The organism is Streptomyces sp. NTD91 (genome assembly GCF_059510455.1).
Window position 1 is genome coordinate 20731 of record NZ_JCAJZW010000027.1, and the last position, 23610, is coordinate 44340.

General features: G+C 70.5%; 18 protein-coding genes. 12 read left to right on the forward strand and 6 right to left on the reverse strand.

Annotation, left to right across the window (positions count from 1 at the left end; genetic code table 11):
* Positions 1-151 precede the first annotated feature (151 nt).
* The 4 genes from AC5WRT_RS25195 to nhaA all read left to right on the forward strand — a co-directional run bounded on the left by AC5WRT_RS25195 (position 152) and on the right by nhaA (position 5078).
* Positions 152-283, forward strand: coding sequence for a hypothetical protein (locus tag AC5WRT_RS25195; RefSeq protein WP_496095594.1), 132 nt, complete (start codon positions 152-154; stop codon positions 281-283).
* Positions 284-402: 119 nt separating this feature from the next.
* Positions 403-1866, forward strand: a complete 1464-nt coding sequence (locus AC5WRT_RS25200; RefSeq protein WP_496095593.1) for a dihydrolipoyl dehydrogenase family protein — start codon at positions 403-405, stop codon at positions 1864-1866.
* Between the two features lie 103 nt (positions 1867-1969).
* The gene (locus AC5WRT_RS25205; protein WP_496095592.1) at positions 1970-2884 is read left to right on the forward strand and encodes an NADP-dependent oxidoreductase; all 915 of its coding nucleotides are present in this window, start codon (positions 1970-1972) and stop codon (positions 2882-2884) included.
* A gap of 313 nt (positions 2885-3197) precedes the next feature.
* On the forward strand, positions 3198-5078 hold the full coding sequence (gene nhaA, locus AC5WRT_RS25210; protein WP_496095591.1) for a Na+/H+ antiporter NhaA: 1881 nt from the start codon (positions 3198-3200) through the stop codon (positions 5076-5078).
* 1118 nt (positions 5079-6196) lie between these two features.
* Here nhaA and AC5WRT_RS25215 read toward each other — a convergent pair.
* Both AC5WRT_RS25215 and AC5WRT_RS25220 read right to left on the reverse strand, forming a co-directional pair.
* Positions 6197-7561, reverse strand: coding sequence for a guanyl-specific ribonuclease (locus AC5WRT_RS25215; RefSeq protein WP_496095590.1), 1365 nt, complete (start codon positions 7559-7561; stop codon positions 6197-6199).
* Between the two features lie 229 nt (positions 7562-7790).
* Complete coding sequence (locus AC5WRT_RS25220; protein WP_496095589.1) at positions 7791-10115, reverse strand: MFS transporter; 2325 nt, start codon at positions 10113-10115, stop codon at positions 7791-7793.
* Between the two features lie 216 nt (positions 10116-10331).
* Here AC5WRT_RS25220 and AC5WRT_RS25225 point away from each other — a divergent pair, with 216 nt between their 5' ends.
* Together AC5WRT_RS25225 and AC5WRT_RS25230 are read left to right on the forward strand one after the other, a co-directional pair.
* Positions 10332-11576 carry a sensor histidine kinase gene (locus tag AC5WRT_RS25225; protein WP_496095588.1) on the forward strand — a complete coding sequence of 415 codons (1245 nt, stop codon included), beginning with the start codon at positions 10332-10334 and terminating at the stop codon, positions 11574-11576.
* A gap of 749 nt (positions 11577-12325) precedes the next feature.
* Positions 12326-13075, forward strand: a complete 750-nt coding sequence (locus tag AC5WRT_RS25230) for a trimeric intracellular cation channel family protein (protein ID WP_496095587.1) — start codon at positions 12326-12328, stop codon at positions 13073-13075.
* A 231-nt stretch (positions 13076-13306) separates the two neighbouring features.
* On the opposite strand, the gene AC5WRT_RS25235 is transcribed toward AC5WRT_RS25230, so the two are convergent.
* Positions 13307-13954 (reverse strand): response regulator, encoded by a 648-nt coding sequence (locus AC5WRT_RS25235; RefSeq protein ID WP_496095586.1) that lies wholly within the window; start codon positions 13952-13954, stop codon positions 13307-13309.
* Between the two features lie 615 nt (positions 13955-14569).
* Between AC5WRT_RS25235 and AC5WRT_RS25240 the strand changes: the two genes are divergently transcribed.
* Positions 14570-15118, forward strand: a complete 549-nt coding sequence (locus AC5WRT_RS25240; RefSeq protein WP_496095585.1) for a TMEM175 family protein — start codon at positions 14570-14572, stop codon at positions 15116-15118.
* 301 nt (positions 15119-15419) lie between these two features.
* A complete protein-coding gene (locus AC5WRT_RS25245; RefSeq protein ID WP_496095584.1) occupies positions 15420-16640 on the forward strand; it encodes an alpha/beta hydrolase family protein in 1221 nt (406 codons plus the stop codon).
* A 641-nt stretch (positions 16641-17281) separates the two neighbouring features.
* Here the strand turns inward: AC5WRT_RS25245 and AC5WRT_RS25250 are convergent.
* Positions 17282-18559, reverse strand: coding sequence for a carbonic anhydrase (locus AC5WRT_RS25250; RefSeq protein ID WP_496100621.1), 1278 nt, complete (start codon positions 18557-18559; stop codon positions 17282-17284).
* Here AC5WRT_RS25250 and AC5WRT_RS25255 point away from each other — a divergent pair.
* Complete coding sequence (locus tag AC5WRT_RS25255) at positions 18483-19217, forward strand: dienelactone hydrolase family protein (protein ID WP_496095582.1); 735 nt, start codon at positions 18483-18485, stop codon at positions 19215-19217. The genes AC5WRT_RS25250 and AC5WRT_RS25255 overlap by 77 nt on opposite strands.
* Before the next feature lie 269 nt (positions 19218-19486).
* On the opposite strand, the gene AC5WRT_RS25260 is transcribed toward AC5WRT_RS25255, so the two are convergent.
* Complete coding sequence (locus AC5WRT_RS25260) at positions 19487-19852, reverse strand: mycothiol transferase (RefSeq protein ID WP_496100622.1); 366 nt, start codon at positions 19850-19852, stop codon at positions 19487-19489.
* On the opposite strand from AC5WRT_RS25260, the gene AC5WRT_RS25265 reads away from it, so the two are divergent.
* The 3 genes from AC5WRT_RS25265 to AC5WRT_RS25275 all read left to right on the forward strand — a co-directional run bounded on the left by AC5WRT_RS25265 (position 19826) and on the right by AC5WRT_RS25275 (position 22883).
* A complete protein-coding gene (locus tag AC5WRT_RS25265; protein WP_496095580.1) occupies positions 19826-21169 on the forward strand; it encodes a WD40 repeat domain-containing protein in 1344 nt (447 codons plus the stop codon). The two genes, AC5WRT_RS25260 and AC5WRT_RS25265, sit on opposite strands and share 27 nt — an antisense overlap.
* A 321-nt stretch (positions 21170-21490) precedes the next feature.
* The gene (locus tag AC5WRT_RS25270) at positions 21491-22306 is read left to right on the forward strand and encodes a class I SAM-dependent methyltransferase (protein ID WP_496095626.1); all 816 of its coding nucleotides are present in this window, start codon (positions 21491-21493) and stop codon (positions 22304-22306) included.
* Between the two features lie 163 nt (positions 22307-22469).
* Positions 22470-22883, forward strand: a complete 414-nt coding sequence (locus tag AC5WRT_RS25275) for a hypothetical protein (RefSeq protein WP_496095579.1) — start codon at positions 22470-22472, stop codon at positions 22881-22883.
* 183 nt (positions 22884-23066) lie between these two features.
* On the opposite strand, the gene AC5WRT_RS25280 is transcribed toward AC5WRT_RS25275, so the two are convergent.
* Complete coding sequence (locus AC5WRT_RS25280; RefSeq protein WP_496095578.1) at positions 23067-23585, reverse strand: hypothetical protein; 519 nt, start codon at positions 23583-23585, stop codon at positions 23067-23069.
* Positions 23586-23610: the final 25 nt, after the last annotated feature.

Genomic DNA, 23610 nt, shown 5'->3' on the forward strand with positions numbered 1-23610 from the left:
TAGGGCACCGTGGCCGGGTCGACACCGGGGAACTGGAGCGTGCCCGCCACACGGAGTACGCCGACCCGCACACCGCACTGCTGGCACTGCCCCCCGCATTGCCCGTGGTCGCGGCCACATCGGCGAGACGCAGATCAAGGCTGCCCCGGCCGTGTGCGTCACCGACGCGGAGATCGCCGAGGTCGTGGGCACTCTGGCGTTGAACCTCCTCACGAACTACTGCACCGTCCTCGCCGATACCGACACCCAATGGCCGGTCGTCACTCCGCACACCCACGCCTGACCGACGCGTCATGGCCTGGTCGGGGAGCAGGCCGGTCCGGGCCCGACCGGCCGGCCCCACGGGCGGCGTCACCACCGCCTCGGCCGTCGTCAGTCACTCCCAGGAATGCGAGGAAGAACATGAGCGAATCGCGCGAATCCCGGACAGGCGCGCCTTACGACGTGGTCGTGCTGGGCGCAGGCCCGGTCGGTGCGAACGTCGCCGACCGCGCCCGTGCCGCCGGCCTCTCCGTGGCGGTCGTGGAACGGGAACTGGTCGGCGGTGAGTGCTCGTACTGGGCGTGCGTGCCCAGTAAGGCGATGCTGCGGCCGGTCATCGCCGTGGCCGACGCGCGGCGCGTGGACGGTGCCCGGCAGGCCGTCACCGGTCGGCTCGACGCCGATGGCGTCTTCGCACGTCGCAACCGCTATGTCTCCGACTGGGACGACTCCGGACAGGCTCTGTTCTTCAAGTCCATCGGAGCCGACCTCTTCCGTGGCCACGGCCGTCTCGACGGGCCCCGACGCGTCAGCGTCACCCGTGACGACGGCGCCCGGCAGACCCTCACGGCCCGGCACGCGGTGGCCATCGCCACCGGCAGCCGGCCGGCGTTGCCCGACATCCCGGGCATCGCCGAGGCCCGTGCCTGGACGAACCGGCACGGCACCGACTCCAGCACCGTGCCCACCCGCCTCGCGATCATCGGCGGCGGCGGAGTCGCCATCGAGATGGCAACTCTCTGGCAGGGCCTCGGCTCCCAGGTCACCCTGCTCGTCCGCCGTCGGCTGATCCCCCGCATGGAACCCTTTGCCGGCGAACTGGTCGCTCAGGGATTGAGCGAGGCGGGCGCGGATGTGCGGATCGGCATCCAGGTGACCGCCCTGCGCCGCCCGGACCCGGGGGGGCCGGTCACCCTCACCCTCGACGACGGCGGCGAGTTGGAGGCCGACGAAGTCCTGTTCGCCACCGGCCGCACGCCCGCCACCGACGACATCGGTCTGGAGACGGTCGGCCTCGCTCCCGGCTCCTGGCTGGACGTGGACACCACCTGCCTGGTGCAGGGTGTCGAAGGCGACTGGCTGTACGCCCTCGGCGACGTCAACCATCGTGCCCTGCTCACCCATCAGGGCAAATACCAAGCCCGGACCGCGGGCGACGCCATCGGCGCCCGCGCTGCCGACCGCCCGTTGGACGACACGCCCTGGGGCGACCATGCGACCACCGCCGACCAGCACGCCGTGGCGCAGGTCTTCTTCAGCGACCCCGAGGCGGCCGCGGTGGGCCTGAACGCCGAACAGGCGGAGCGCGCCGGGTACCGCATCAAGGTCGTCGACCTCGACTTCAACGCCGCCCAGGGTGCCAACCTCTACGCCGACGGCTACCGGGGCCACGCCCGGCTGGTCGTCGACCTCGACCGGGAAGTTCTTGTCGGAGTGACCTTCGTGGGCCCCGGCGTCAGCGAGCTCCTGCACTCGGCGACCATCGCGGTCGCCGGCGAGGTCCCACTCAAGCGGCTCAGGCACGCGATCGCTCCTTTCCCCACCGTCAGCGAGATCTGGCTCTTCCTCCTCGCGGCCTACCAGCACGATCAGGAGACGCCATAGACCACCGCCACCTGACGACCTCCCCGGTCCGGGGCCCTCGGCGCCGCCGCACGCGCAGGACCGGCCACCGGGCGGCCCGAACGACCTGACGAAAGGAGCAGTGATGAAAGCAAGCGGAGTCTCCACGCCCGGGGCGACGGAAGTCACCCTCCTCAACCTTCCCGAACCTCCGTCGCCCGGCACGGGCCAGGTACTCATCACGGTCGAGGCCGCCGGCGTAGGGCCGTGGGACAGGCTGCTGAACACCGGCGGCTGGGATGTCGGCCTGCGCCCCTCCGCCGCACTGGGCGTCGAGGGCGTTGGCCGGACACGTGCGGTCGGCCCCGGTGTCCAGGGGATCTCCGTCGGTGACCGTGTGGTGGCCCATGAGGCGCCGCTTCCGGGCGGCAGCGGCTTCTGGGCCGAGCAGGTCCTTGTCACCGCCGCCCACACAGCACCCGTCCCGAACGAACTGGAATCCGCTGCGGCGGCCGCGCTCCCGATCAACGGCCTCACCGCACTGCAGGCCCTGGAGGCGCTGGGGCTCACCGCAGGACAGCGCCTCCTGATCGTCAACGGAGGCGGCAACACCGGCTCCCTGGCCGTCCAACTGGCGGCGGTCACCGGAGTCGAGGTGACGACGACAGCCTCGCGGTCCGCCGAGGAGCGCCTCCGCGGTCTCGGAGCCGTCGAGGTCATCGACCACCACGACCCGGCATGGCCTGCACGAGCGCAAGGCGGGTTCGATGCGGCCCTGATCGCCGCGCCCGGCACGGCGGCGACTGCCTTGCCCCTCATCCGTGACCGCGGGCAACTCTGCTCTCTGACCTCGGACGCGCCCAACCCCGAGCGAGGGATCACCAGTACCAACCTCTATGTGCGGCCCGACCCTGCGCAACTCGCCCGACTCGCAACCGACCTCGCACAAGGGCTGCTCCGCCTCACCCCCGAACCTCTGCCACTGACAGAGGGGCCGGTCGCGTTCGAGCGAGTGACGGCCGGCCGGACATCAGGCCGGAAGCTGGTGCTCATACCCTGAGCCACGCGCATGAGGGCAGCGCCACCTGACCTTGACCGCGTGTTCAAGGAAGGCAGGGGCAGGGCCTGAGAGAGGGCGGCGCCGCCGCCCAGAGAGACGCGAGCCTCGGTCGGCCTGAACATCTCCACTTGGTGGTGCCCCGGGGCGAGGCAGCCGCTCCGGTTGTCCCTGGCCTACTGGTGCCACCGTTGACGCACGGCGTGTGCCGGGCCGCATGTTCCAGCTGGTCCGCCCGGCTGCAAAGGGCCACGCGGCCGACACACCGGCTCTCTGTCCGTCGGCCCGTAGTCCTGCCTCGACGAGAATCTGACCCATGCCCCGTGAACCGGACGCTTACACAGGCCAGACGGTGTGCGGCAGCACATCGCGTTCCCCGCTGCGTGCCTTCTTGCACACCGAGACCGGCGGCTCCGCCGTCCTGGTCGCCGCCGCGCTCGCCGCGCTCGTCTGGGCCAACGCGGCACCATCGGCATACACGTCGTTCTGGGACACCCATCTGTCCGTCCGCATCGGAACGTACGGGGTCTCGCTCGGCCTGCGTGAGTGGATCAACAGCGGACTGATGACACTCTTCTTCTTCGTCGTGGGTCTGGAGGCACGCCGTGAGTTCGACATGGGCGAACTGCGCGAACGCAAGCGGCTGGCGCTGCCGCTTGTCGCGGGGCTCAGCGGCATGATCGTGCCCATCGCCCTGTACCTCGCCGTCAACGCCGGACACGGCGGCGAACAGGGCTGGGGAGCGGCGATGTCCACGGACACTGCGTTCGCCCTGGGCGTGCTGGCCGTCGCGGGCCGCGGTATGCCGCCCGGGCTGCGGGTCTTCATCCTCCTGCTGAGCGTGGTCGATGACTTCCTCTCCCTCGGCGTCATCGCCTTCGCCTACAGCGACCGCATCACCGCGCCCGCACTGGTCGTCGCCATCGGCGCCCTCGCACTCGTCCTGCTTGTTCGGCGGCTCGGCGTACGCCACGGCAGCGTGTACGCCCTTCTGGGCTTGGTCGCCTGGGTCGCCCTGCTCGAGTCGGGGGTGGACCCGGTCGTGGTCGGTCTCGCCCTGGGGCTGCTCACCTACGCCTACCCTGCCTCGCGCGCCGACCTGGAGCACGCGAGCGGCCTCTTCCGGCTGTTCCGCGAGCAGCCCACCCCGGAACTCGAGCGGTCCGTCCGCGCCGGCATGGCCTCGGCGATCTCCCCCAACGACCGCCTGCAACGGATCTACCACCCTTGGACCAGCTACCTGGTCGTCCCGCTGTTCGCCCTGGCCAACGCCGGCATCGAGATCAGCGGCGACCAACTGGCGCGAGCGTTCACCTCGCCCGTCACCCTGGGCATCCTCATCGCCTACGTCCTGGGCAAGCCGCTGGGCATCGTCGGGGCCTGTGCCTTCGCCACCCTCGCCTCGCAAGGGCGGCTGCGCTTCCCGGTCGGCTGGGGAGCGGCATCTGTCGGCGGCACGCTGTGCGGGGTCGGATTCACCGTCTCCCTGCTCATCGCGGCCCTCGCCTTCCACGGCGCACACCTCGACGAGGCCAAGATCGGCATCCTCGCCACCCTGGTCTGTTCCTTCCTGACAGCCCGGCTCGTCGCCGCGGCGATCGAGCTTCTGCCGCCTCCCCTGCGGGCCCGGGCACTGCTCGGGAAGGCGGAGACACTCGTCGACCTGGCCGTGCCCGTCGACCCCGACCGCGATCACATCCGAGGGCCGCACCTGGCCGCCGTGACCGTAGTGGAGTACGGCGACTACGAATGCCCCTACTGCGGGCAGGCCGAGCCCGTCGTCCGCGAACTCCTCGCCGACTCCGGAGACGTACGCTACGTATGGCGCCACCTCCCCCTCACCGACGTGCACATCCACGCCCAACTCGCCGCTGAAGCCTCCGAAGCAGCCGCACGCCAGGGCCGCTTCTGGGACATGCACGACCTGCTGCTCAGCCACCAGGAAGCCCTCCGCATCGAAGACCTGCACGCCCACGCGGCCGCCATCGGACTGGACGCGGAACGCTTCGCACGAGACATGCGCGCCCACACCGGCGCGGCCCGCGTCGCCGAGAACGTTGAGTCGGCCGACCTCAGCAGCGTGGCCGGTACCCCCACCTTCTTCGTCAACGGCCGCAGACACCACGGCGCCTACAACCTCACCAGCCTCAGCGCCGCCGTCCGCGCAGCCCGCGAACGCGCCGCCGTCACCGCCTGACGGCCACGGCAGTGGGGACTCGCCGTAAGCCGTCGGGCAGGTGGAACGCGCCGACGCCCGGCCCGCGACTTGAGCGCCGTGTCGCCACGGAGTGTCTGGCAGGGGCGATGCCGATGTGGCCAGGTAGGTGTTGTGGGCCGAGGCGGAGGCGCAGGCGGCCACGGCTTTGGTTTCGGGGCCAGTGGCGGGCTGTCGGGTGGCGGGGGTGGGTGTGTGCCGAGTGGTTCGCGCGTTGCCCAGGAGGGGCCAGGGAGGGCTCCACCAGGGGCCGATGGCGGTGAGTGCCTGCTACGTACGGACGAGAGTGGTCCTGGTCCGCCGCCGGCCGTCCCGCCCACCGGGCATGGAACAGTGTGGGAAGCACTACCAGTGGATCCCCGATCGGGCGACGTCTTACCACAGCGGCGTGGGCTCGGGCCAACGACTCCTGCGGCGCGGCAGCCGGGAACGGACCACCGTGGTGCCGCGGGTGCCGTTATCCGACCAGCCAGGTCACATGGCGCTGACAGATCGGGTCGGCAGGGCCGAGCACCAGTACCACCGGCCCTCGCCGTGCACATCTCTCGCACCGCTGCGGTAAGACCGCTGATGTCCCGGAGGAGATCCCGATGACCCCGCCCCGACAGTCTGCCCCTGCATGCTCTCGAAGAAGACCACCTCTCCTCGCCTTCGCCGACGCCTGCACCGACCACTGACGTCACCAGGCACTCCATCGACCGGCGGCCTTCCCGAGGAGACCGGCCGGTTCGCGTGTCCCCCCGGCGCACGTGCATGCTCTGAACGGGCCGAGGCGCGGTCGGCTGCGATGTCCGCGCTGCCGAAGCAGGCCGGCGCCTTTGCTCTCCGGCAGCGCCGCGTAGGCGCCGACCGTTCGCATCCCCAGGGCTGCCATGGCGCCGATGCCCCGACTGACACGTCGACATGATCTCGCGCTGAGGGCATGGTGTGACGAGCCGCTACGCTCACTCGTGACGTCTGTCAGCCCCTGACCGGTGTTCCACCGTCGCCATGACGCCGTCGGAGCAGCGCGACTTGCGTCTGCCGCGCACGCCTGTGGAGGCCGGGTGCTCGGCCTTCGACGGATGCCGCCGACTGCGCCTGCTGCGCATGCCGAAGGGTCAGCAGGCGGGGAGTATGCGACGGAAGGCGGCGTAGTGATCGTCGCTGTAGTACTCCTCGCCGTGGCCGCCGGTCACGATGCGGCGGGCTCCGCGGTCCAGGACGCCGGGCGTCACGACGGTGTACTCGTGGTAGTAGCCGCTGGGCGCGTGGGGGAGGAAGTCCTCGAAGTTGCCGAAGACCGCCCCGTCCTGCGGGTACGGAAAGGCGCCGTGACGGCGGATGAGCCGGACGGTCGCGATCGCTTCGCGGGGCAGCCCTGACAGACAGACGACGGCACTGTGGACACCCGCCGTGGCGGGCGCGTGAGGCGGCCGGGGACCGGCCGGCCGGCATCCGGTGACACTGCCGGCCGGGGCGCAGTCGTCCGGGATGTCGTCCCGTACCCGGGACGCCGTCAGGGTGACTGCGGCGCCCGGCGGGGCGTATATTCCGCCGCCTTTGGCCGCGCGGTTCCCGATGATGCTGGACGAGCGGAGCGCCACGGACCCGAAGTTGCCGGACAGGCCGCCGCCGGTGGCTCCGGCGGTGTTGCCCCTGACGGTCGAATGGTTCAGGACGGCGGTGCCGGCGGACACGAACACACCTCCCGCACCGCCTCCGGACACGTTGCCGCTCAGGACCACGGACACGACGGTCAGCCTGCTGCGGCCGCCGGTGCTGTACAGGCCACCGCCCAGGACACGGGCCGTGTTGCCGCTTACCCGGCACCGGGTGAGGGCTGTCCTGCCGACACCGGTGACCGACGCGGTGTGGTCGGCGTTGAACAGCGCCCCTCCGACGACGGCCCTGTTGGCACCGAGGACGCATCCGTCCGCCGTGAGGGTGCCGAGATTCGTGACCCCGCCGCCTGCGACGGTGGCGTCGTTCGCCGTGACGGCGGTTCCTTCGATGGTGGCGTGGGCCTGCGGGCCGTTGTGCAGGCCCGCGCCCCGGTCGGCGGTGTTGCCGGTGAGGGTGCTGGAGCGCAGCACCAGGCGGCCGTCGTTGGCGATGCCGCCGCCGAGGGACTCCTGACCCCGGCGAGCGGCCGCCCTGCCTCCGCTGATGGTGGTGCTCACCAGGGTCAGACGACCGTGCACGGCCACCTTCAGGATGCGAAACGGGGCGGCCGTCGGCGCGCGGGTGATGGTCGAGGAGTTGCCGATGACGGCGACGTCGCCGGTGACGGCGGGCAGGCCGTCGGCGTCCGCATCCTGCGGGACTTCCAGGGTGTACGTGCAGTGGGGCGCGAGAATCACGGTGCCGGACCCGGCGGTGTTGACTGTCTCGACCGCGTTCACGAGTGCGGCGACGCCGGTTCGGCAGGGCACGGTGACGGTCGCCTGGGCACGGCCCGGCGCTGAGTGGGACGCGATGAGCATGCTCAACATGACAACTGTCGCCATCGCCGCTGCGGTCGGCGGAGCCTTCGCTGCCTGCGTCCGACGGGCACGGAACGCGCGCATGGGCACTCCAGGGAGGTGAGTCGTGGCTGTTCGACGGTGGGACAGGCGGCGGAGGCTCCCCACGGCGGTCCATCTCCTCGTCCTAGTACGCATCCCGGTGCTCATCTGCCATTGCAGCGTGACCCGGCGTGCGCCGCACTCCGATTCAGGATGAGACGGGGGCGGCCGCGCACGATCGCGTGCGGGCCGTGGAGGCTGCGGTGGCGTCGCCGTCGGCAGGCGGGCGCGCGGCAAGCACCGGTCGGCGGGCCCGCGCCTGCTTGGCGCGGTACTGGGCGGCGTCGGCCTGATGGAACAGTGCCTCCGCGGTGGTGCGCGGGTACAGCGTGTCGGGCGCGGAAGCCACGCCGCAGGCGACGCCGTCGCCGCGGCCCAGGCGCCGTGCCTCGCGGCAGATACGCTCGGCCACGGCCATGACGTCGCTCGTTCGCCGGCCACCGGCGATGACGCAGAACTCATCGCCGCCCACCCGTGCCGCGACGCAGCCGGGCAGGGTCCGGGCCGCCGACGTGAGCCGCGTGGCGAACTCCTTGAGCAGCCGGTCACCGGCTTCGTGTCCGTCAGTGTCGTTCACCCGCTTGAGACCGTTCAGGTCGCAGACGATGAGGGAGACGACCGTGCCGTCGCTCTGGTGCCGTTCGACGGCGTCCCGGAGCGCGAGATCGGCAGCCCGCCGGTTGGCGAGCCCGGTGAGGGCGTCGGTGAACGCCAGACGGCGGATGCGTTCCAGATGCGCCAGTTGTGTCAGGCCCGCGGAGAGCTGCAGGGCCAGGGCATGCGCGAAGGCGGCCTCACTGTGGGTGAACCGAGGCCGACCGTGGCCCCGGATCAGCAGGATCCGACCCCGGGTCCGTCCCTCCATGACCACAGGCACGGCCAGATGCCGGGTGCTCGCGATGGGGCCTTCTGGGACTTCCGTCTCCGTGCCTCCGTACACGGCAGGACCGTCCACGGCGGACATGTTCCGCTCGGCGTGGGTGTGACCGGCCGGGGAGGCGCCGTTGATCGTCTCCGGAGGGGCGGATACGACGGTGGCGCGGGCGCGCAGTGCCTGGCCCGCGGCTGCTGCGGCGGCTCGCAGAGCCTCTTCCGGATGCTGCTCCTCGACCATGATCTGCGCGATGCGGACCAGGGCCTGCAGCCGGGCCGCGTCCTCCGGGGCGCAGCCGGACCCGCAAGGAGCCGAGGCCGGGGCATCGTCCCCGCTCCGGGCCGGTGACCGGCCATGACGGTGCCGGAGGCGCGCGCCGACCAGCGTGGCCAGTACCGCCAGGGCCAGACAGCACACGCCCGCGACGAGGAACGCCGAGCGCGGACCGGCCGCGCGCACCACCGTTCCGGCGAGCGGGGCGCCGACGGCGGCACCGCCGAGCAGCACCACCACGTACAGTCCGCTGACCCGCCCCTGGACGTGGGGCTCGGCGCAGAGTTGCACGCTCGAATTGGCCGTGGTGCTGAACGCCAGGGCGCACGCGCCGATCGGCACCAGCAGGGCACCGAACGCCCACAGATCCGTGCACAGTGACGCCGCTGCCTCCAGTACTCCCAGTGCCAGCGCCGAGCCGGCCAGCACCCGCAGTACCTCGCCGCGCAGTCGGGCCGCCACCAGTGCGCCGCCGAACGAACCCGCGGCCAGCAGGGTGCTGAGCAGCCCGAATCCCGACGGATCCGCCTGCAGACCCAGCGCGGAGAAGGACGGGAGCAGCACCGCGAAGTTTGAACCGAGCAGGCCCATCAGGCCCACCAGGACGAGTGTCCACAGCAGTTGCGGCCGGGCCTTGACGTAGCGCACGGCCTCCAGGCGGCGGCCCCGGCGCCGTTCTGCCGACGGAACTGCCCTGGGAGCCGACGTCCGTACGAACAGCAACGCTGCCAGACACAGCAGGGACGTCAGCGCGCACAGCAGGAACGTCCATCCGGTGCCGCAGACGCCGATGAGTACCCCGGCCAGCGCGGGGCCGGCCAGGCGGCCCAGCTGGTAACCCGCGGAGTTCACGCTCACGGCGCTGCGCAGCAGATGACGGTCGACCAGTTCCGGTACGAAGGCCTGCCGGGCAGGGGTCTCGACGACGGACACCAGCCCCAGGAACACAGCGACGGCGTAGACGGACCACAGGGGCGTGCAGTGGCCGAGCACCGCTACGGCCAGGGCGAGGGCCAGCAGGGCGGTCACCACGGGGCAGGCCATCAGTATCCGGCGACGCGGGTACCGGTCGGCGACCGAGCCGCCCCACAGCCCGAACAGCAGAGCGGGCATGCATTGCAGGGCGACCGCCACCGCGACGGCCACGGCACTGCCGGTGAGCTCCAGCACCAGCCAGTCCTGTGCCGTGCGCTGGATCCAGGTACCGGTGTTGGCCGCGGCCTGCGTCGCGGCGAACAGCCGGAAGTTCGGCACCCGCAGGGCGCTCGTCCCGCCGTCGGCGTGGGCGGTGTTGCGCACAGAGAGGGGAATGTGTGTGGTCGCCATGTCTCGAGCGTCCGCCGCTCGCGTGCCCCGGACCGTCGGCCGGTCGGCTGCTGTACCGGACGACACGCGATCCTCCGATCGGGGGAGGGCAGAGGAAGCAGGTCGCAGGTGTCGGCCCGGCTGTGGTGCTTCCTGGGCCAGGCCCCTTCCTGGCGGCCCGCGGTCCACGGTCGGGGGATACTTGACAGGAAGAGGGGCAGGTGCCGGGAGGCACTCATGGAGACGGACATCGCACGCCGGACTCAGGAATGCCGGGCCGCACGGATGCAGGCTCTGCTGCGGACCGTGGTGGTGGCGGCGCTGGTCGCCGAACTGGTCGTCTTCCCGCCGCTGCGCAACGCCGAGGCCTCTCTCGCCCTCCTCGTCGTCTACGGAGCGGGCAGCCTTCTCCTCCTGACGGTTCTGGCCGCACCGTGGGCCGCTCCTGCGGCACCGGCCATCATGGTGGCGTCCCCGGCCGTCGACCTGGTGTCTCTCACCGCTTTCCTGGCCGTCTCGGGACACTTCTCCGACCCCACCTGGGCGTCGCCGTTCGTCGACGACGCGTTCTTCCTCGTTCCGATACTCGCCGCGTTCCAGCCCCACCCCCGCGTCACGCTGTGTGCCGGCGCCGCTGCCGCGCTCTGCTATGTCGCCGGTGTCGGCATCGGCCACCGTCAAGGCATTCCGTACTGGCACTGGACACTGATCCACGCGCTGTTCGTGATCGTGGTGGGGACGGGCTGCGCGCTCATTTCCTGGATCCAGCAGTCCAGAATGGGACTCATCGCCTCCCTGGCGCGGCACCGGACATGGCTGCTGGCTCGCACCATGGCCATCGAGGAACACGAGCGGGAGGAGCTTGCGGAGATCGTCCACGACGGGGCCCTGCAGAGCGTCCTTGCCGCACGCCAGGACATCAAGGAAGCGGCTCATGAGCGTCCGTCCCCCTCCCTCGACCGAGCGGCCCTCGCCCTGAACGAGGCGACGGCGCAGATGCGTTCCTCGATCATGGGACTGCACCCCGGCGTCCTCGAAACCGCGGGCCTGCAGTCGGCACTGACGGTCCTCGCCGAGCAGGCGTCCCAGCGCACCGGGATGACCGTCGTCGTCCACTGCGACGCACCGACCACAGGCCCGGCAGACCGCCTGCTGTACCGGGTCGCCCGGGAGCTGCTCACCAACGTCGTCAAGCACGCGCACGCCAGGAACGCCGAGATCCGGCTCCACGTCGGTGCGGACCTCGCCCGGCTGCAGGTGATCGACGACGGCGTCGGAACGGCGGTGGAACCCCAGGCCGTCGCCATGGCGGGCGGTCACATCGGCATCGCCTCCCACCGGGTCCGCGTCGAGGAGGCGGGCGGCAGCCTGACCATCCGCCCCCGCCACCCCACCGGCACCATCGCGGAGGCCACCCTGCCGCTCTCCACGGACGACGGTCCCCCCGCCCGGCCGGCACGCACAGCCATCGATCGGACATAGCGCCGACGGGGACGCAGGTGGATGGCACCCGCAACAATACGGTGACACCGCCTTCCCGGCAGACGCGCTCCTGCCGCGCGTGCGGGCGATGAGCGGAGACCCGTCCCAGCGCGAACGGCGCTCTGCAGGACCTCGGGCACCCTGGTTCCGTCCGGGCTGGATGGCGCTCAGCGCGCCGTCGGCACAGGCCGCGGTGTACGACGAAGCACTGCAGGTGTCCGCGGAGACGCGTCCGTGCGCAATGTGCCCGGCCACGGGCGATGACCGCGGCACTCGGCCGACCCTCGAGGAGCTGAGCCGGTCGATCGGGCGGTTGCTCGAGCAGCGCCATCACGGGGCGGAGGCACTGGCCGTCATCCCGGGCGTGACATGCCTCAGACCGCGGGGCGCGCTGCACGCCCCCTCACGCCGGATCCCTAGGTCACCCGGTCTGCGAGGACGAGAAGGCTCCTGGAACCGCTGACTCAGTGGCGGCTCCGATCGCGCCGGGACCGTCTTCGGCTGGCGGGCGCCCCGTCAGCCCTCGCCTGCCCGCCGCAGTACACGGGCGGCCGCGAGCCCTCCCGCAGGTGGCCGACGAGGATGCCCGCCCGGGACACCGGGCCTGCATGCCTCCCGCGGCCTGCCGTCGTGGTCGGCTCCTCCTGTCGGAGGAGCTTTCCTCATCCTCCGTACCGTGCGATGGGAGGTCGAGGTCGTGGGGTCCGCGCCGCAGAGTCGAGGAGTAGCCAGGTCGCGGAGGTACGGCAATGTTCTCCTTCTACCCCGACGTGAACGAGCTCCTCTCCGTGGCAGGCATCTTCGCTTTCGGCGTGCTGGGCGCCTTGACGGCCGTAGGCCGACACCTCAACGCAGTGCTCGTGGCATTCTGCGCCGAGACAACCGCGCTTGGCGGCGGCCTGGTCCGTGACCTGATCATCGGCGCCCCGCCTGTGGCCTTCCACCGACCCGACTATTGCCTGACCCCGCTGGTCGCCACCCTCGTAGTGCTCACGACACGGGCCCGTATCCAGCGGTGTCTGTGGCGACTGCAGGTTGTCGACTCGATGGGCATAGGCGTGTTCTGCGTGGCAGGAACCGAGAGGGCCCTGGCCTACGGGCAAGCCCCCTTCGCGGCGGCCGTGCTGGGCGCCTTCACCGCAGTCGGCGGTGGCATCATCACCGACCTGATGTGCGGACGGGTGCCAAGGACGCTGCGACGCGGTCACGGCTTCTACGCCGAGCCGGCTGCCGCAGGGGCGTTGGTGGCCGCCCTGCTCATCCCCCAGCACGGGTCCGACCCGCTCACAGGATCCGCGATCACCCTCGGCGTGTTCATCCTTCGACTGGTCAGGATGCGGTTCAGTGAGCTGCAGGCCGTTGGGGCCGGCTCGTGGCAGACGTCGTGGGCCGTGCCCGGTCGGCAGAATCGGATGCCACGGATGCACCTGGAGAACCGGTTGGGCCATCGGTCACACGCCGGTGCGGCGGCAGTGCCGTCGCTGCGACCCAGAAGGTGACCCGGCCTTTGCTCGGCCTATGCGCAGCCCGTGGCTGGTGCAGTCACTGGGCGCCGCAACCGTCTCCTCGCCCTCCGCACCGTGGTGCCGTACCTGATCGCCCATACGGTCGTCGTCCGCCGTGACCTCACCGACCGGATCCTCGGGGTTCCACGCATCACCCAGACGGGCCGACACGGGACGTCGGCCCCGCGGCCACGGCAGACCGGCACATCGACGCGCGCACCGGAATCACTCGAGGATGCCCCGGCGCATGGCCTCGGCGACAGCGGCACCGCGGTCGGAGACACGGAGCTTCTCGTACAGGTGCTGCACGTGAGTCTTCACCGTCGTGGGCGACAGGAACAGCTTGCTGGCCATGGAGGGCACGGACTCGCCCTGGGCAATCATCCGAAGCACCTGCGTCTCGCGCTCGGTCAGGACGGGAGCCTCGGAGCGCGCACGCTGCCTGATCTCCCCGGCCAGCCCGGCGGCAAGCTCGGCAGGGAGGACATTCTCACCCCGGGAGCAGGCCAACACGCCTTCGACGATCTGGTCGCGGTCGGCCTCCTTGGTCAGAAAGCCGGCCGCACCCTCCTGCAGTGCCTGGTACACCATGGCACTCTCAGTGAACGCGGACAGCACCAGCACACGGGTGGGAAGCTGATCACGGACCACCGCACGGGCCACTCCCACCCCGTCGATCTCAGGCATGCGATAGTCGAGGAGCGCCACGTCAGGCCGGTGCTCATGGATGGCTTCCAACGCTGCCCGGCCATCCCCGACCTCGGCAACCACCTCGGCATAGCCGCTGTTGTTCAAAGCGCGCACCACGCCCTCACGGAAGAGCGGATGATCATCACCCACCACGACGCGTACGCGTACGCGTGAGTCCCTCATGTGGCGGCCTCCTCAGGTGTTGCTCCCTGCAAGGCGACGGAGATCCACCTCAATCCCGATGCTACGGCCGGGCGCCCGTGCCTGTCGCATGCCGCGGCGTCCCGCCCGTTCCGACTGCCGCCGTGGGGAGAGGGGCTCTCCTTGGTCGGAAGGGGAAGGATCATGGCCTCAGCTCCGTAAACCGGGCAGAAGAGGAGTCGAAACGTCCTTCGAAGGCCGGGTAGTGGGGCGCGGGCACCGCCCGGCTGCTGCCGCGGCTGCTCAGCGGCCGAAGAAGTCCCGGCGCTCGTCGCCCACGGCAAGCCCCGTGCACGCAGTCACCCTGCCGACCAGAATCGCCGAGTGCAGGACCAGCGACTCGACCCATGCGGCGCGACCGTGGACCGGCGTCGGACGAATTGTGGCCGCTTGTGCGTGCTGCCGGAACACGGGCCGTAGCTGTTGTGGTGTCAGGCAGGCCACCGCACGACAATCGGGTGGGCGCGTCACCGCGAAACCGTCCGGCTTTCGTCCAGGGACGGAATCCCGTGCTACCAAGAGGTGATGGACCGAAGGCCTCCTGCCGCCGGGCGAGTCGTTCGCACTGAGGAAGACGATTACGTCTCCGCCTCTCGATTGTTCGCCCTGACCGACGGCGTGGCGGCCATTGCCCTCACGCTGCTCGCCTTGGAGATCAAACTGCCTGCAGGCCTGCGGGGCACCGCACTGGGCCACGCGCTCGACGAGACCTGGGCCGAGCTGGGAGCCTTCACGCTGAGCGCCGTCGTCATCGGCCTCTTCTGGAGGGCCCATCACGCCGTTATGCGCCGGGTCATCGATGTCGACCCCGTTCTGTTCTGGCTCAACATGGCCTTCCTGGCGCTGCTGTCTCTGATCCCCTTCCCTACCTCCGCGCTTCAGGACTACGGCGACCGACCACTCGGTCCCGCCCTGTACGGGGCGGTGGTCGGTATGGCGGCGCTGCTGCTGTACTTCATCGCCCTGCGCCTTTGCCGTCAGGCAGGCGCGCGGCTGGACACCGTTCCGTTGCCCTCACAGGCGTTCGTGTTCCTCGCCTCCGTGGGCATCGCCCAACTCTCACCGACTGCGGCGATGTGCTCCTGGGCTGCGGCTGTGCCGCTGTCCGTTGTCGCGGACCGCCTCGCCCACCGGCGGGGCCGTTGAAGCCCCCGGCCGCGCCTGCCCGGTGCTCCAGGGCGGCAGCCGGGGGCATCGGCCATTGGGGGCACCCGCGGGCGTCGTGCGGCAGGCCGGGCGGAGCTCCGGCATACATTCGGCAGCCATGAGTCACGTTCCGCCACATCAGGTCCTCGGCCCAGGACGGCGCGGCGCCCTCTCAGGGCTTGTCGGCGTTGCGGGGGCCGCGCTGCTGGCCGCGGGCTGTACCAGTACGGAGGCCTCCTCCGAGCAGGTTCCCGCCTCGGGGACAGCCTCCCCCTCCGCAGGCGGGCCCACGCCCGGGGCGATGACACTGTTCAGCAATCCGGAGCTCAATTTCAACGGCCTCTTGGCGCTCGGCGGGTCCGACCAGGGCAGCAGCGACGTGGGCGAGGTGCTCACGGCTGTGAACGCGATCAACAAGGCCGGCCCGTCCGCACAGGCGTACGTCGAGACCTTCAGGAAGCTCGGCGACCGTCTGATGAAAGCGCCCGAGGGCCGGAAACCCGACCGGGAGACCGCGCGCTTCCGGGCGCTGAGAGCTTCGCAGTACTACTCCCAGGCGCTCTTCTTCGTCCTCGGCTCCGAGGCGCCGGGCAGCGAGGAACAGCTGTACAAGGCCTGCCGTGCCGCCTGGGACACCTTCTGCACACTGTGCGACCCGGCACCGGTGACAGCAAGTGTTCCGTACGGGAGGACTCCGCTGCCCGTATGGCTGTTCCGCCCCGACGCATCAGGACACCGGCGCCCCACCGTGATCCTCACCAACGGCAGTGACGGACAGAATGTCGATATGTGGACGTACGGTGTCTCCGCCGCGCTGGGCCGGGGCTGGAATGCCCTCGTCTACGAGGGGCCTGGCCAGGGACAGATGATCTTCGTGGACCAGGTGGTGTTCAGCACTCGCTGGGAGACGGTTGTGACGCCGCTCGTCGACTGGCTGACCGCCCGTTCCGACGTGGACGGGGAGAAGATCGCTCTCACCGGGCTGAGCATGGGAGGCGACCTGGCTCCCCGGGCCGCGGCCTTCGAACAGAGGATCGCAGCAGTGGTCGCGATGCCCGGCTGCCTGGATCCGTGGCGGGGCTTCGGGGAGCTCCGGAAGATTCTCACTCCGGACAGGCGAGAGACCAACAACGTCTGGAACAAGGAAGTCGCCCCACATCTGTCGCCCGCTGAGGCGGCGACTGTGAAGAAACGCTTCGAACCCTTCTCCGCGCCGGCGATGCTGGCCGCTCGCCAAGGCCGGCTCTTCACCGATTTCTACACCCCCGCCCAGCTCATCAAGTCGCTGGACATCACGGACGTCGTGGGCCGCATCAAGGCACCCACGCTGGTCCTCGACTACGACTTCGAACAGTTCTACCCCGGCCAGCCGCACGAGATGTTCGGCAAGCTGACGGCTCCGAAGGAATACGTGAAGCTCACCGCAGCGACCGGCGCCCAACTGCACTGCTCGCCGATGGCGCCCAGGCAGCACTGCGAGGTCGTCTTCGACTGGCTGAAGGAGACAATTCAGGGCGGCTGATCCCACCGGTACTTCAGTCGGACTCCTGTATTTCGCCTTGTCGAAGGCTTGGCGGTGGGGAGCGCAGCGGGGGGCTCTGCGCGCGAGAAACGGGCCGTCCACCAACGTGTGGCCGATCCGCCTGCAACAGCACGCAGAGCAGCGGCGACTGATGCCTGGCGGTTCGCGGCGGCGGGCTGGGCGTGGAAGTCACCGCTGTCGTGGATTCCCGCGTGGGCCGCGGCGTACCGGCGACAGTGAGTTCGGCGGTCTTGACGAGCTTCCCAGCCGGGCGGGTCGTCCACGGGCATGGCCTGGATCCCTCTCGTGCGCGGCGAACGCATCGCGGAACCGGTCGGTGCAGGTGCGGGCGTAGCACTGAAACCTCGAGGACGTGGGCGATCACATGCCTTCGCTGCCTTCGTACGTCCCTTCGCCGGGCGCCGCCCGCGCGGCCTTCCATGCCGATGTCCTTGGCGAGCACCAGCCTTGTCCGGCGCTTCAGTCCCCATCCCGGCCGGCCCGTCCCGGAACGTTCGGCGCAGCGTCACCCCCAGTCCCACCCGACCGTCCCACCCGCGTGCCCGGCCATGCCCACGCGATGCCCGGCTCAGCGCGTCCGGGGCCCTGTCGAAGGCTTGCGGCGCAACCGCTTCGACCGGTCAGGTGGGGGCGCCGGCCAGGATATCCACCTTGCCGGTGTCGAGGGAGTAGTAGGCACCGACCACGGCGAGCGCGCCCTTTCCCACGAGCGGGGCGAGGTCCTGGTTGGAACGCAGGTCAGCTGCGGTCAACGTGACCTGGGCTCTGGCCATGGTCTCGACCGGGTCGGTGCCACCCTCGCGGCGTGCCCGCTCGTACGCCGGCTTCAGGGCCTCGACGATCGCCTGCAGGTTGCCGGGCAGTGTCTTGCCGTCACGAAGGGACTTGTACGCCGCCTTGACAGCGCCGCAGCGCTGATGCCCGAGGACCACGATGAGGGGGGTGTTGCTCGTCATGGGCCCGTACTCGACAGAACCAGTCACCACCGGGCTGACCGCCTCCCCACCCGTGCGCATGACGTAAAGGTCACCCAGGCCGGTGTCGAAGAGGAGTTCGGGTGGCACGCGCGAGTCGATACACGAGAGGACCGCCCCAAAAGGCTCCTGCTCCTGGGCCAGGAGCTGACGTCGGCTGGGATCCCGGTCGGGGTGTTGGAGGCGCCCGCTCACCCAGCGCTCGTTTCCTTCCATCAGCCTCGCGAATGCCGCCGCGGGCGTCGTGGGCCGTGCTTGCGACGAGGCGCTGGTCGCCGGCGAGGCTGCGCTCCTCGACGAGCACCCCGCGAGCACGACCGCGGCACCCGCAAGCAGCGCCCTACGACCCGGACACCCGGCTCTTTCCATCGGTTGTTCCCTTCGACACCGCTCAGACCTGTCCCTGTGTCCTGACCAGGCCCATGGTCGGCGTTGTGCGAGTGTCCTGACAGCAGGCGCAAGCGGGCGCGGGCCACATTGCGGCAGACGGCCCACCGAATCTGCCGGGGCGGCGGCGTCGATCCCGATACCGAGTGATCGCATCATGCCGCGCCCACAGCAGGGTGGTCGCGTCGCGGACGGGCCACGACGCCTCATCGAACTCGGAAGCCGGGCCAGAACCCGAGAACCACAGACGAGTTCGGGGAGCGTCGGCGGAGGCTCCGGAAAAACCCTGTTGGCGGACGAGGGGCGAGCGCTGCTACATTTCCGGAGGCCGTGCGAGAGATCGAGGAGGTGGTACCCGTGAACGCAGTATCGACATGGGTGCTCCCCTCCGGGGTCACGGTCGGGCGATAGACAGGTCGTCCGGGAGCGCCGTTCCAGTGCACTCCCGAAAGGCACGACCATGCATTTCACTTCCGAGCAGCGCCTCGACGACGGCGTCCTCGAACGCGAATTCACCCTCGGTGAGATCCCCGGCATCCTGTGGACACCCGCATCCGCATCCGCTCCGGTGCCGCTGATCCTGCTCGGCCCCCCTCCCCTCGGGCTGCGCAAGATGTACCCCCGGCTGGTGGCCCGGGCCCAGCACGCCGCGGCGGATGGCATCGCCACGGCCACCATCGAGCTCCCTGGAAGCGGCGACCGGCCCCGTTGGCCCGCCGCCGAGCAGGCCCGCGCCGATCTGCGCCGGGCGACGGAGGCCGGCGGGCCGGTCAGCGACGAGATCGTCGACGCCCTCGTTCTCCCGCTGGTCGAAAAGGCAGTCCCGGAATGGCGGGCCGCCTTGGACGCCCTCCTATCGTTGCCCGACATCGGTGGCCCGGTCGGGTACTCGGGGGGAGTGATCTCCATTGGGATCCGGCTTGCGGTGGTCGAGCCGCGTATCTCGGCCGCCGTTCTGTTCGCCGGGAGCCTCGTGCCCGCCGCCGTGTTCGAAGAGGCACGGCAGGTCACCATCCCGTTGCACGTCCTGCTGCAGTGGGACGACGAAGGGAACGACCGGCAGGCGGCCCTGGACTTGTTCGACGCCTTCGGCTCCAAGGAGAAGACCCTGCATGCCAACATGGGCGGGCACACCGGCGTTCCGCAGTTCGCGGGAGACGCCGCGGCCCAGTTCCTGACCCGGCATCTGAAGTGAGGCCGGGCTGTCAGGCCGCCGGCGGACGGTGAGCCGTGTTGGTCAGGATGCTGCTCATCGAGTGCAGTCACCGGCGCTCCTCCGACACCGATCACAACCCGGAGCCGGAGCGCCTGCCGGTCGACCGCCTGGCTGTCAACGCGCGATCGTCCGGACCGGCACCGAGTCGCAGCGCCTGGCCCACACCAAGACCCCGGCCGAACAGGCCGCCGCGGGCTGAGCCCGGGAGCCGGATGCTCGCGCGGTCCTTCCGACCGCGCGAGCACGTCTCATGCGCGGGTCACTCCGTCGATCTGCTCGCGGATCAGGCCGGCATGACCGTTGTGCAGTGCGTATTCCTCGATCATGCGCACCATGATCCAGCGCAGGGAGACTCCCTGATCGCCGACGTGACCCGCTTCCTGTTCGGACGGACGGCCCGAATCGTCCAGCGATGCTTCAGCGATCAGCTCACGGCCTCGAGCGACCTCCGCCGCCACGCGGCCGTCGCCTCGCCGAGCCCTCGTCCCGGCTGAAGGACAAAGCCGGCGACGTTGTTCTCTTCGAAGACCGGCGGCACGTCCTGACCTGCGCACACGCCCTGGAACCAGGCGCTCCACCTCGGCCATGTGCTGCACGAGACCGAGCCAACGCATGCCCGTGAGGGCCTCGCCGCGCAGGTCGGCGAGAACTACGGTGCTGGGATGACCGATCTTGAAATAGTGGCACGTGGGCTGGTTGGCGGCGAAGGCTCTTTCGAACGGCTGAGATGCCATCCGCGGCTTCCGCTCGTGGCCTGCTGTGACTCCGAGCGTCCGGCAGTCCGCATCTGGGACTGCGGCGCGGGGCAGCTACGCGAACTCGGCTCGGTGGGCCTCACGGCGAACGTCTATGGAGACGCCATTGGGTGGGAGCGGGCAGAGCGGACGCCGGCAGCGGCGTGGCATCCGGACCAGCCACTGCTTGTCGTGGCGGGGGAAGACGGACTGCGGCAATGGACTCCGTCCGGCGTCTCCCAACCGGACGGCGCTCCGGCTTCGGCCTGCTACCGCAGTCTGGCTTTCAGCCCGGACGGGCAGACCCTGTGGGGTTCGCCGTCGTTTCGCGACGAAGGCGGCGGGTGGGAGAGCTCGGACGTCCTTGACCTCGCCTCCGGAACCATCAGTGCCGGACCCCGGTGGGACACAGGAGTGGCGGAGCATCCCGGGGGCGGACTTGTCGCCACCCTCGCCAGCGACCAGGGGGCCACGCACTGCCTTTTCGCGCGCGTCGATCAGGGGACCGTGCCTTCCGTGATGCGGCCGCTCCGCCGGGCGCTGATCCTGGACTGCGACGGCTACGAAACTCCGCTCTTCAGCGCGGACGGGCGTTACATGGCGATTCGTGGCAACGCGTACGACAACTCGGTTGAGGTGTTCGAGTTTCCGTCGTTGCACCGGGTTCTGGCCACAACCCTCGGCGACCCCAGCCCTGGTTATCCGTACCCGCAGGAATGGCTTGACCAGATGGAAGCCTGGTCGCGCCACAACATCGCCTTCGCATCGCGGCCGGGCGTGCTGTGGATCGCAACGCCCGCGGGGACACTGGTAGAGGTGGACCTCGAAACCCGACGAGCGGTCGAGCACGATGTGCTGACCGGGTCGCGCTTGTCCGCGTTGGCCGCCACGGCGACGGGCGAGCTTCTCGTCGCCGGCAGTGGGGGAGACCTGGTGCTCCTGTCCGTGCTCTCCGGCTCTACGCAGACCTGCACCACGAGCAGGGACGGTTCGAGGGCCGCAGCGACAGCGTTCTTGGAGGCCACCGCCGAGATTCCGGACGACGGCGACGACCTGGAGGCGCACCTTGTCCTGACCGACGGAACACGCACATGGGAAGCAGAGGATCTGGCAACGGTGACCGCGGCCGGCCCGACAGATCCGACCTGGCTTCGCCTTCAAGCCGCCATCAACAAGGCACAGGTGCAGAGCGAGTGAGCCGTGGAACGCGCCGCACCGCCTGCGACGGCGGCGCAGCGGCCACAAGGGGCACCAACTCCCCTCCGGTCGCCGGCACCCGCTTGTGATCTGGGACCGGTGATGATCTGGTGGACGACTCGTCGAGCTGAGCCGACATGATCGACGGCGTGAGGGATGAAGATGGCCGATTCCGAGGGGTCATGCGGTCGTAGGTGGTCAGAGCGCGCACGACCGGTCGGCCGCGCATGAACCTGGCTTCCACTCGTCGGGCCCCCTCGGGAATCGATCATCTAGGCTGGCGCGGTGACTGATGAGCAGGAGCGGGTGCAGCCGTCGGGAGTGTGGGCCACGGCGGTGGGGGTGGCCAGGGTGCGGGCGCTGGAGACCGAGCGGGAGAACGCGCTGTTCCGCGACCCGCTGGCACAGGCCTTCGCCGCCGCCGGTGGCGTGTGGCCTTCCTCGCCGTCGCTGCCCGGTGACGAGGCCGCGCGACGCCGCCGGCTGGGCCTTGCGTTCTCCATCGTCATCAGGACGAAGTTCCTCGACGACCTGTTGCAGCAGGCCTCCGCGTCCGGGATCCGGCAGGTCGTGCTGCTTGGCGCCGGCATGGACAGCAGGGCCTTCCGGATGGACTGGCCCGAGGGCACGCGACTGTTCGAGGTCGACACCGCCGTGCCACTGGACTTCAAGGCTTCGGTGCTGCGCCAGGAGCGGGCCGTCGCACGCTGCGAGCGGATCACCGTCGCGGTGGATCTGCGTGAGGACTGGCCGGCCGCGCTGGCCACCGCAGGGCATGATCCGGCGGAGCCGACCGTGTGGATCGCCGAAGGACTGCTGATCTATCTGCCGGAGGACGCGGTGGACTTGCTGCTGGCCCGGATCAGCGCGCAGTCGGCGGCAGGCAGTCGGATGGGGCTGACGTTGGGCTCGCGCGGCGTGATCGAACGCTTCGGCGCGGACGCCGTGCCGGGATCGGCGGCGTCCTTGTGGGTTTCGGAGATGCCCGAGGACCCGGTGGGCTGGCTGGCCGGGTACGGCTGGGAGGCCCGCTGCCACACCCTGCGTGAGTGTGCTGCCGCCTACGGCCGCCCGATCAGCACCCCGCAGCGGCGCGAGGAGCGGCCCGGCGGACTGATCTCGGCGGTCCGCCGGTAGAGCGCCTCCGGGTTCCCTCCCGTGGTCTGGCCGCGCAGGCCATCTCCAGGCGCTCGACACCGTGGCCGGTGTGCCCCAACCGCGACGCGGAGGCACCTCGCCCGCAGCGCCACGTGTCGTGGTCGCTCGGACGACCCAGCCGGACGAGGACCAGCGTTTCGCTGTGGGCCTTGTCGGGGAGGTGGCCGCACGCGCCTGGCTCCAGCGCCTCTGCACCGACGTGGAGTGGACCTCGGGTTCCGCGGCTGTCGTCGACGACGACCCGGAGGCGTCCGACAGGCTGGGCTACGACTTCGAGGTCGCCTGGCGGGACACCACACGGCTGTACGAGGTCAAGGCTCTGAGCGGACCGTGCGCCGACCGCGTGGAGTTCGAACTGGGACCGTCCGAGGTGGATGCGGCCCGCCGCCATCCACGGGGCGACCGCTACCGCGTCCTGCTGATCACCTCCGCCCTTGCCCCCGAGGACCAGCACGTCTTCGATCTGCCGAATCCCTTCTCGGTGCAAGGACGTGACCGCTTCAGGATCGCGAGCCGGGGGTTGCGTTACCAGTGCTCGCCGCTGGGGAGGCAGTAGCACCGGCCTGTACCGGCCGACGGCCTGCCTACCAGCGTTCGACCGCCCGGCCCGGACCCCCGGCCCACCGCCGCGGTTCCCCGGCGCTGCACCACGAACAGCGCCACGATGATCACCGTGGTGATGGGTACGACCGCGCCGCACAGCGAGGGCTGGACAAGCGTACGTGGTGCTCGGGTCAGGTCAGGAGAGTCCCGACGCCCGGAGGACCGCTTGCAGCGCATCGTCGTCGATACGGTGGCCCAGCCGTTCCAGGACGTCGGCTCCCTGGCGCAAGGTGCCGCGTTCCGTGGAGCGGCGGACGCCCGTGTCGAGTTCGTGCCAGAGCAGGGGGTTGGCGGTGAGGACGCGGGGGTCGAGTTCCAGGCGGTTGCCGTGTACGTCTCGCAGGACCAGGTGCGAGGAGACGCCGTCGTACTGCCGTACTGCCGTCAGCGCGTCGGTGCGGACCATGTGCCGGCGCCAGGGTGTGCGGACCGCGAGCCAGCCGGGCCCCGCGCTCACCCGCTGGGGAAGCAGGACGGCGCACACTGCGGCCGACAGGGTGCCCCAGAGCAGGGCGCGCAGGGGTGTCAGGCTTCCGGCGTCCCAGTCGACCAGGAGACTCAGGGCGCAGAACAGCAGGGCGCAGCTCATCGCGAGCCGGGCGCCGCCACGCCAGTGGCGGTCGCCGGTCGAGCCTGGCGGTCCGCTCCGTCGCATGACGCCGACGCTAGGCGCCCGCACC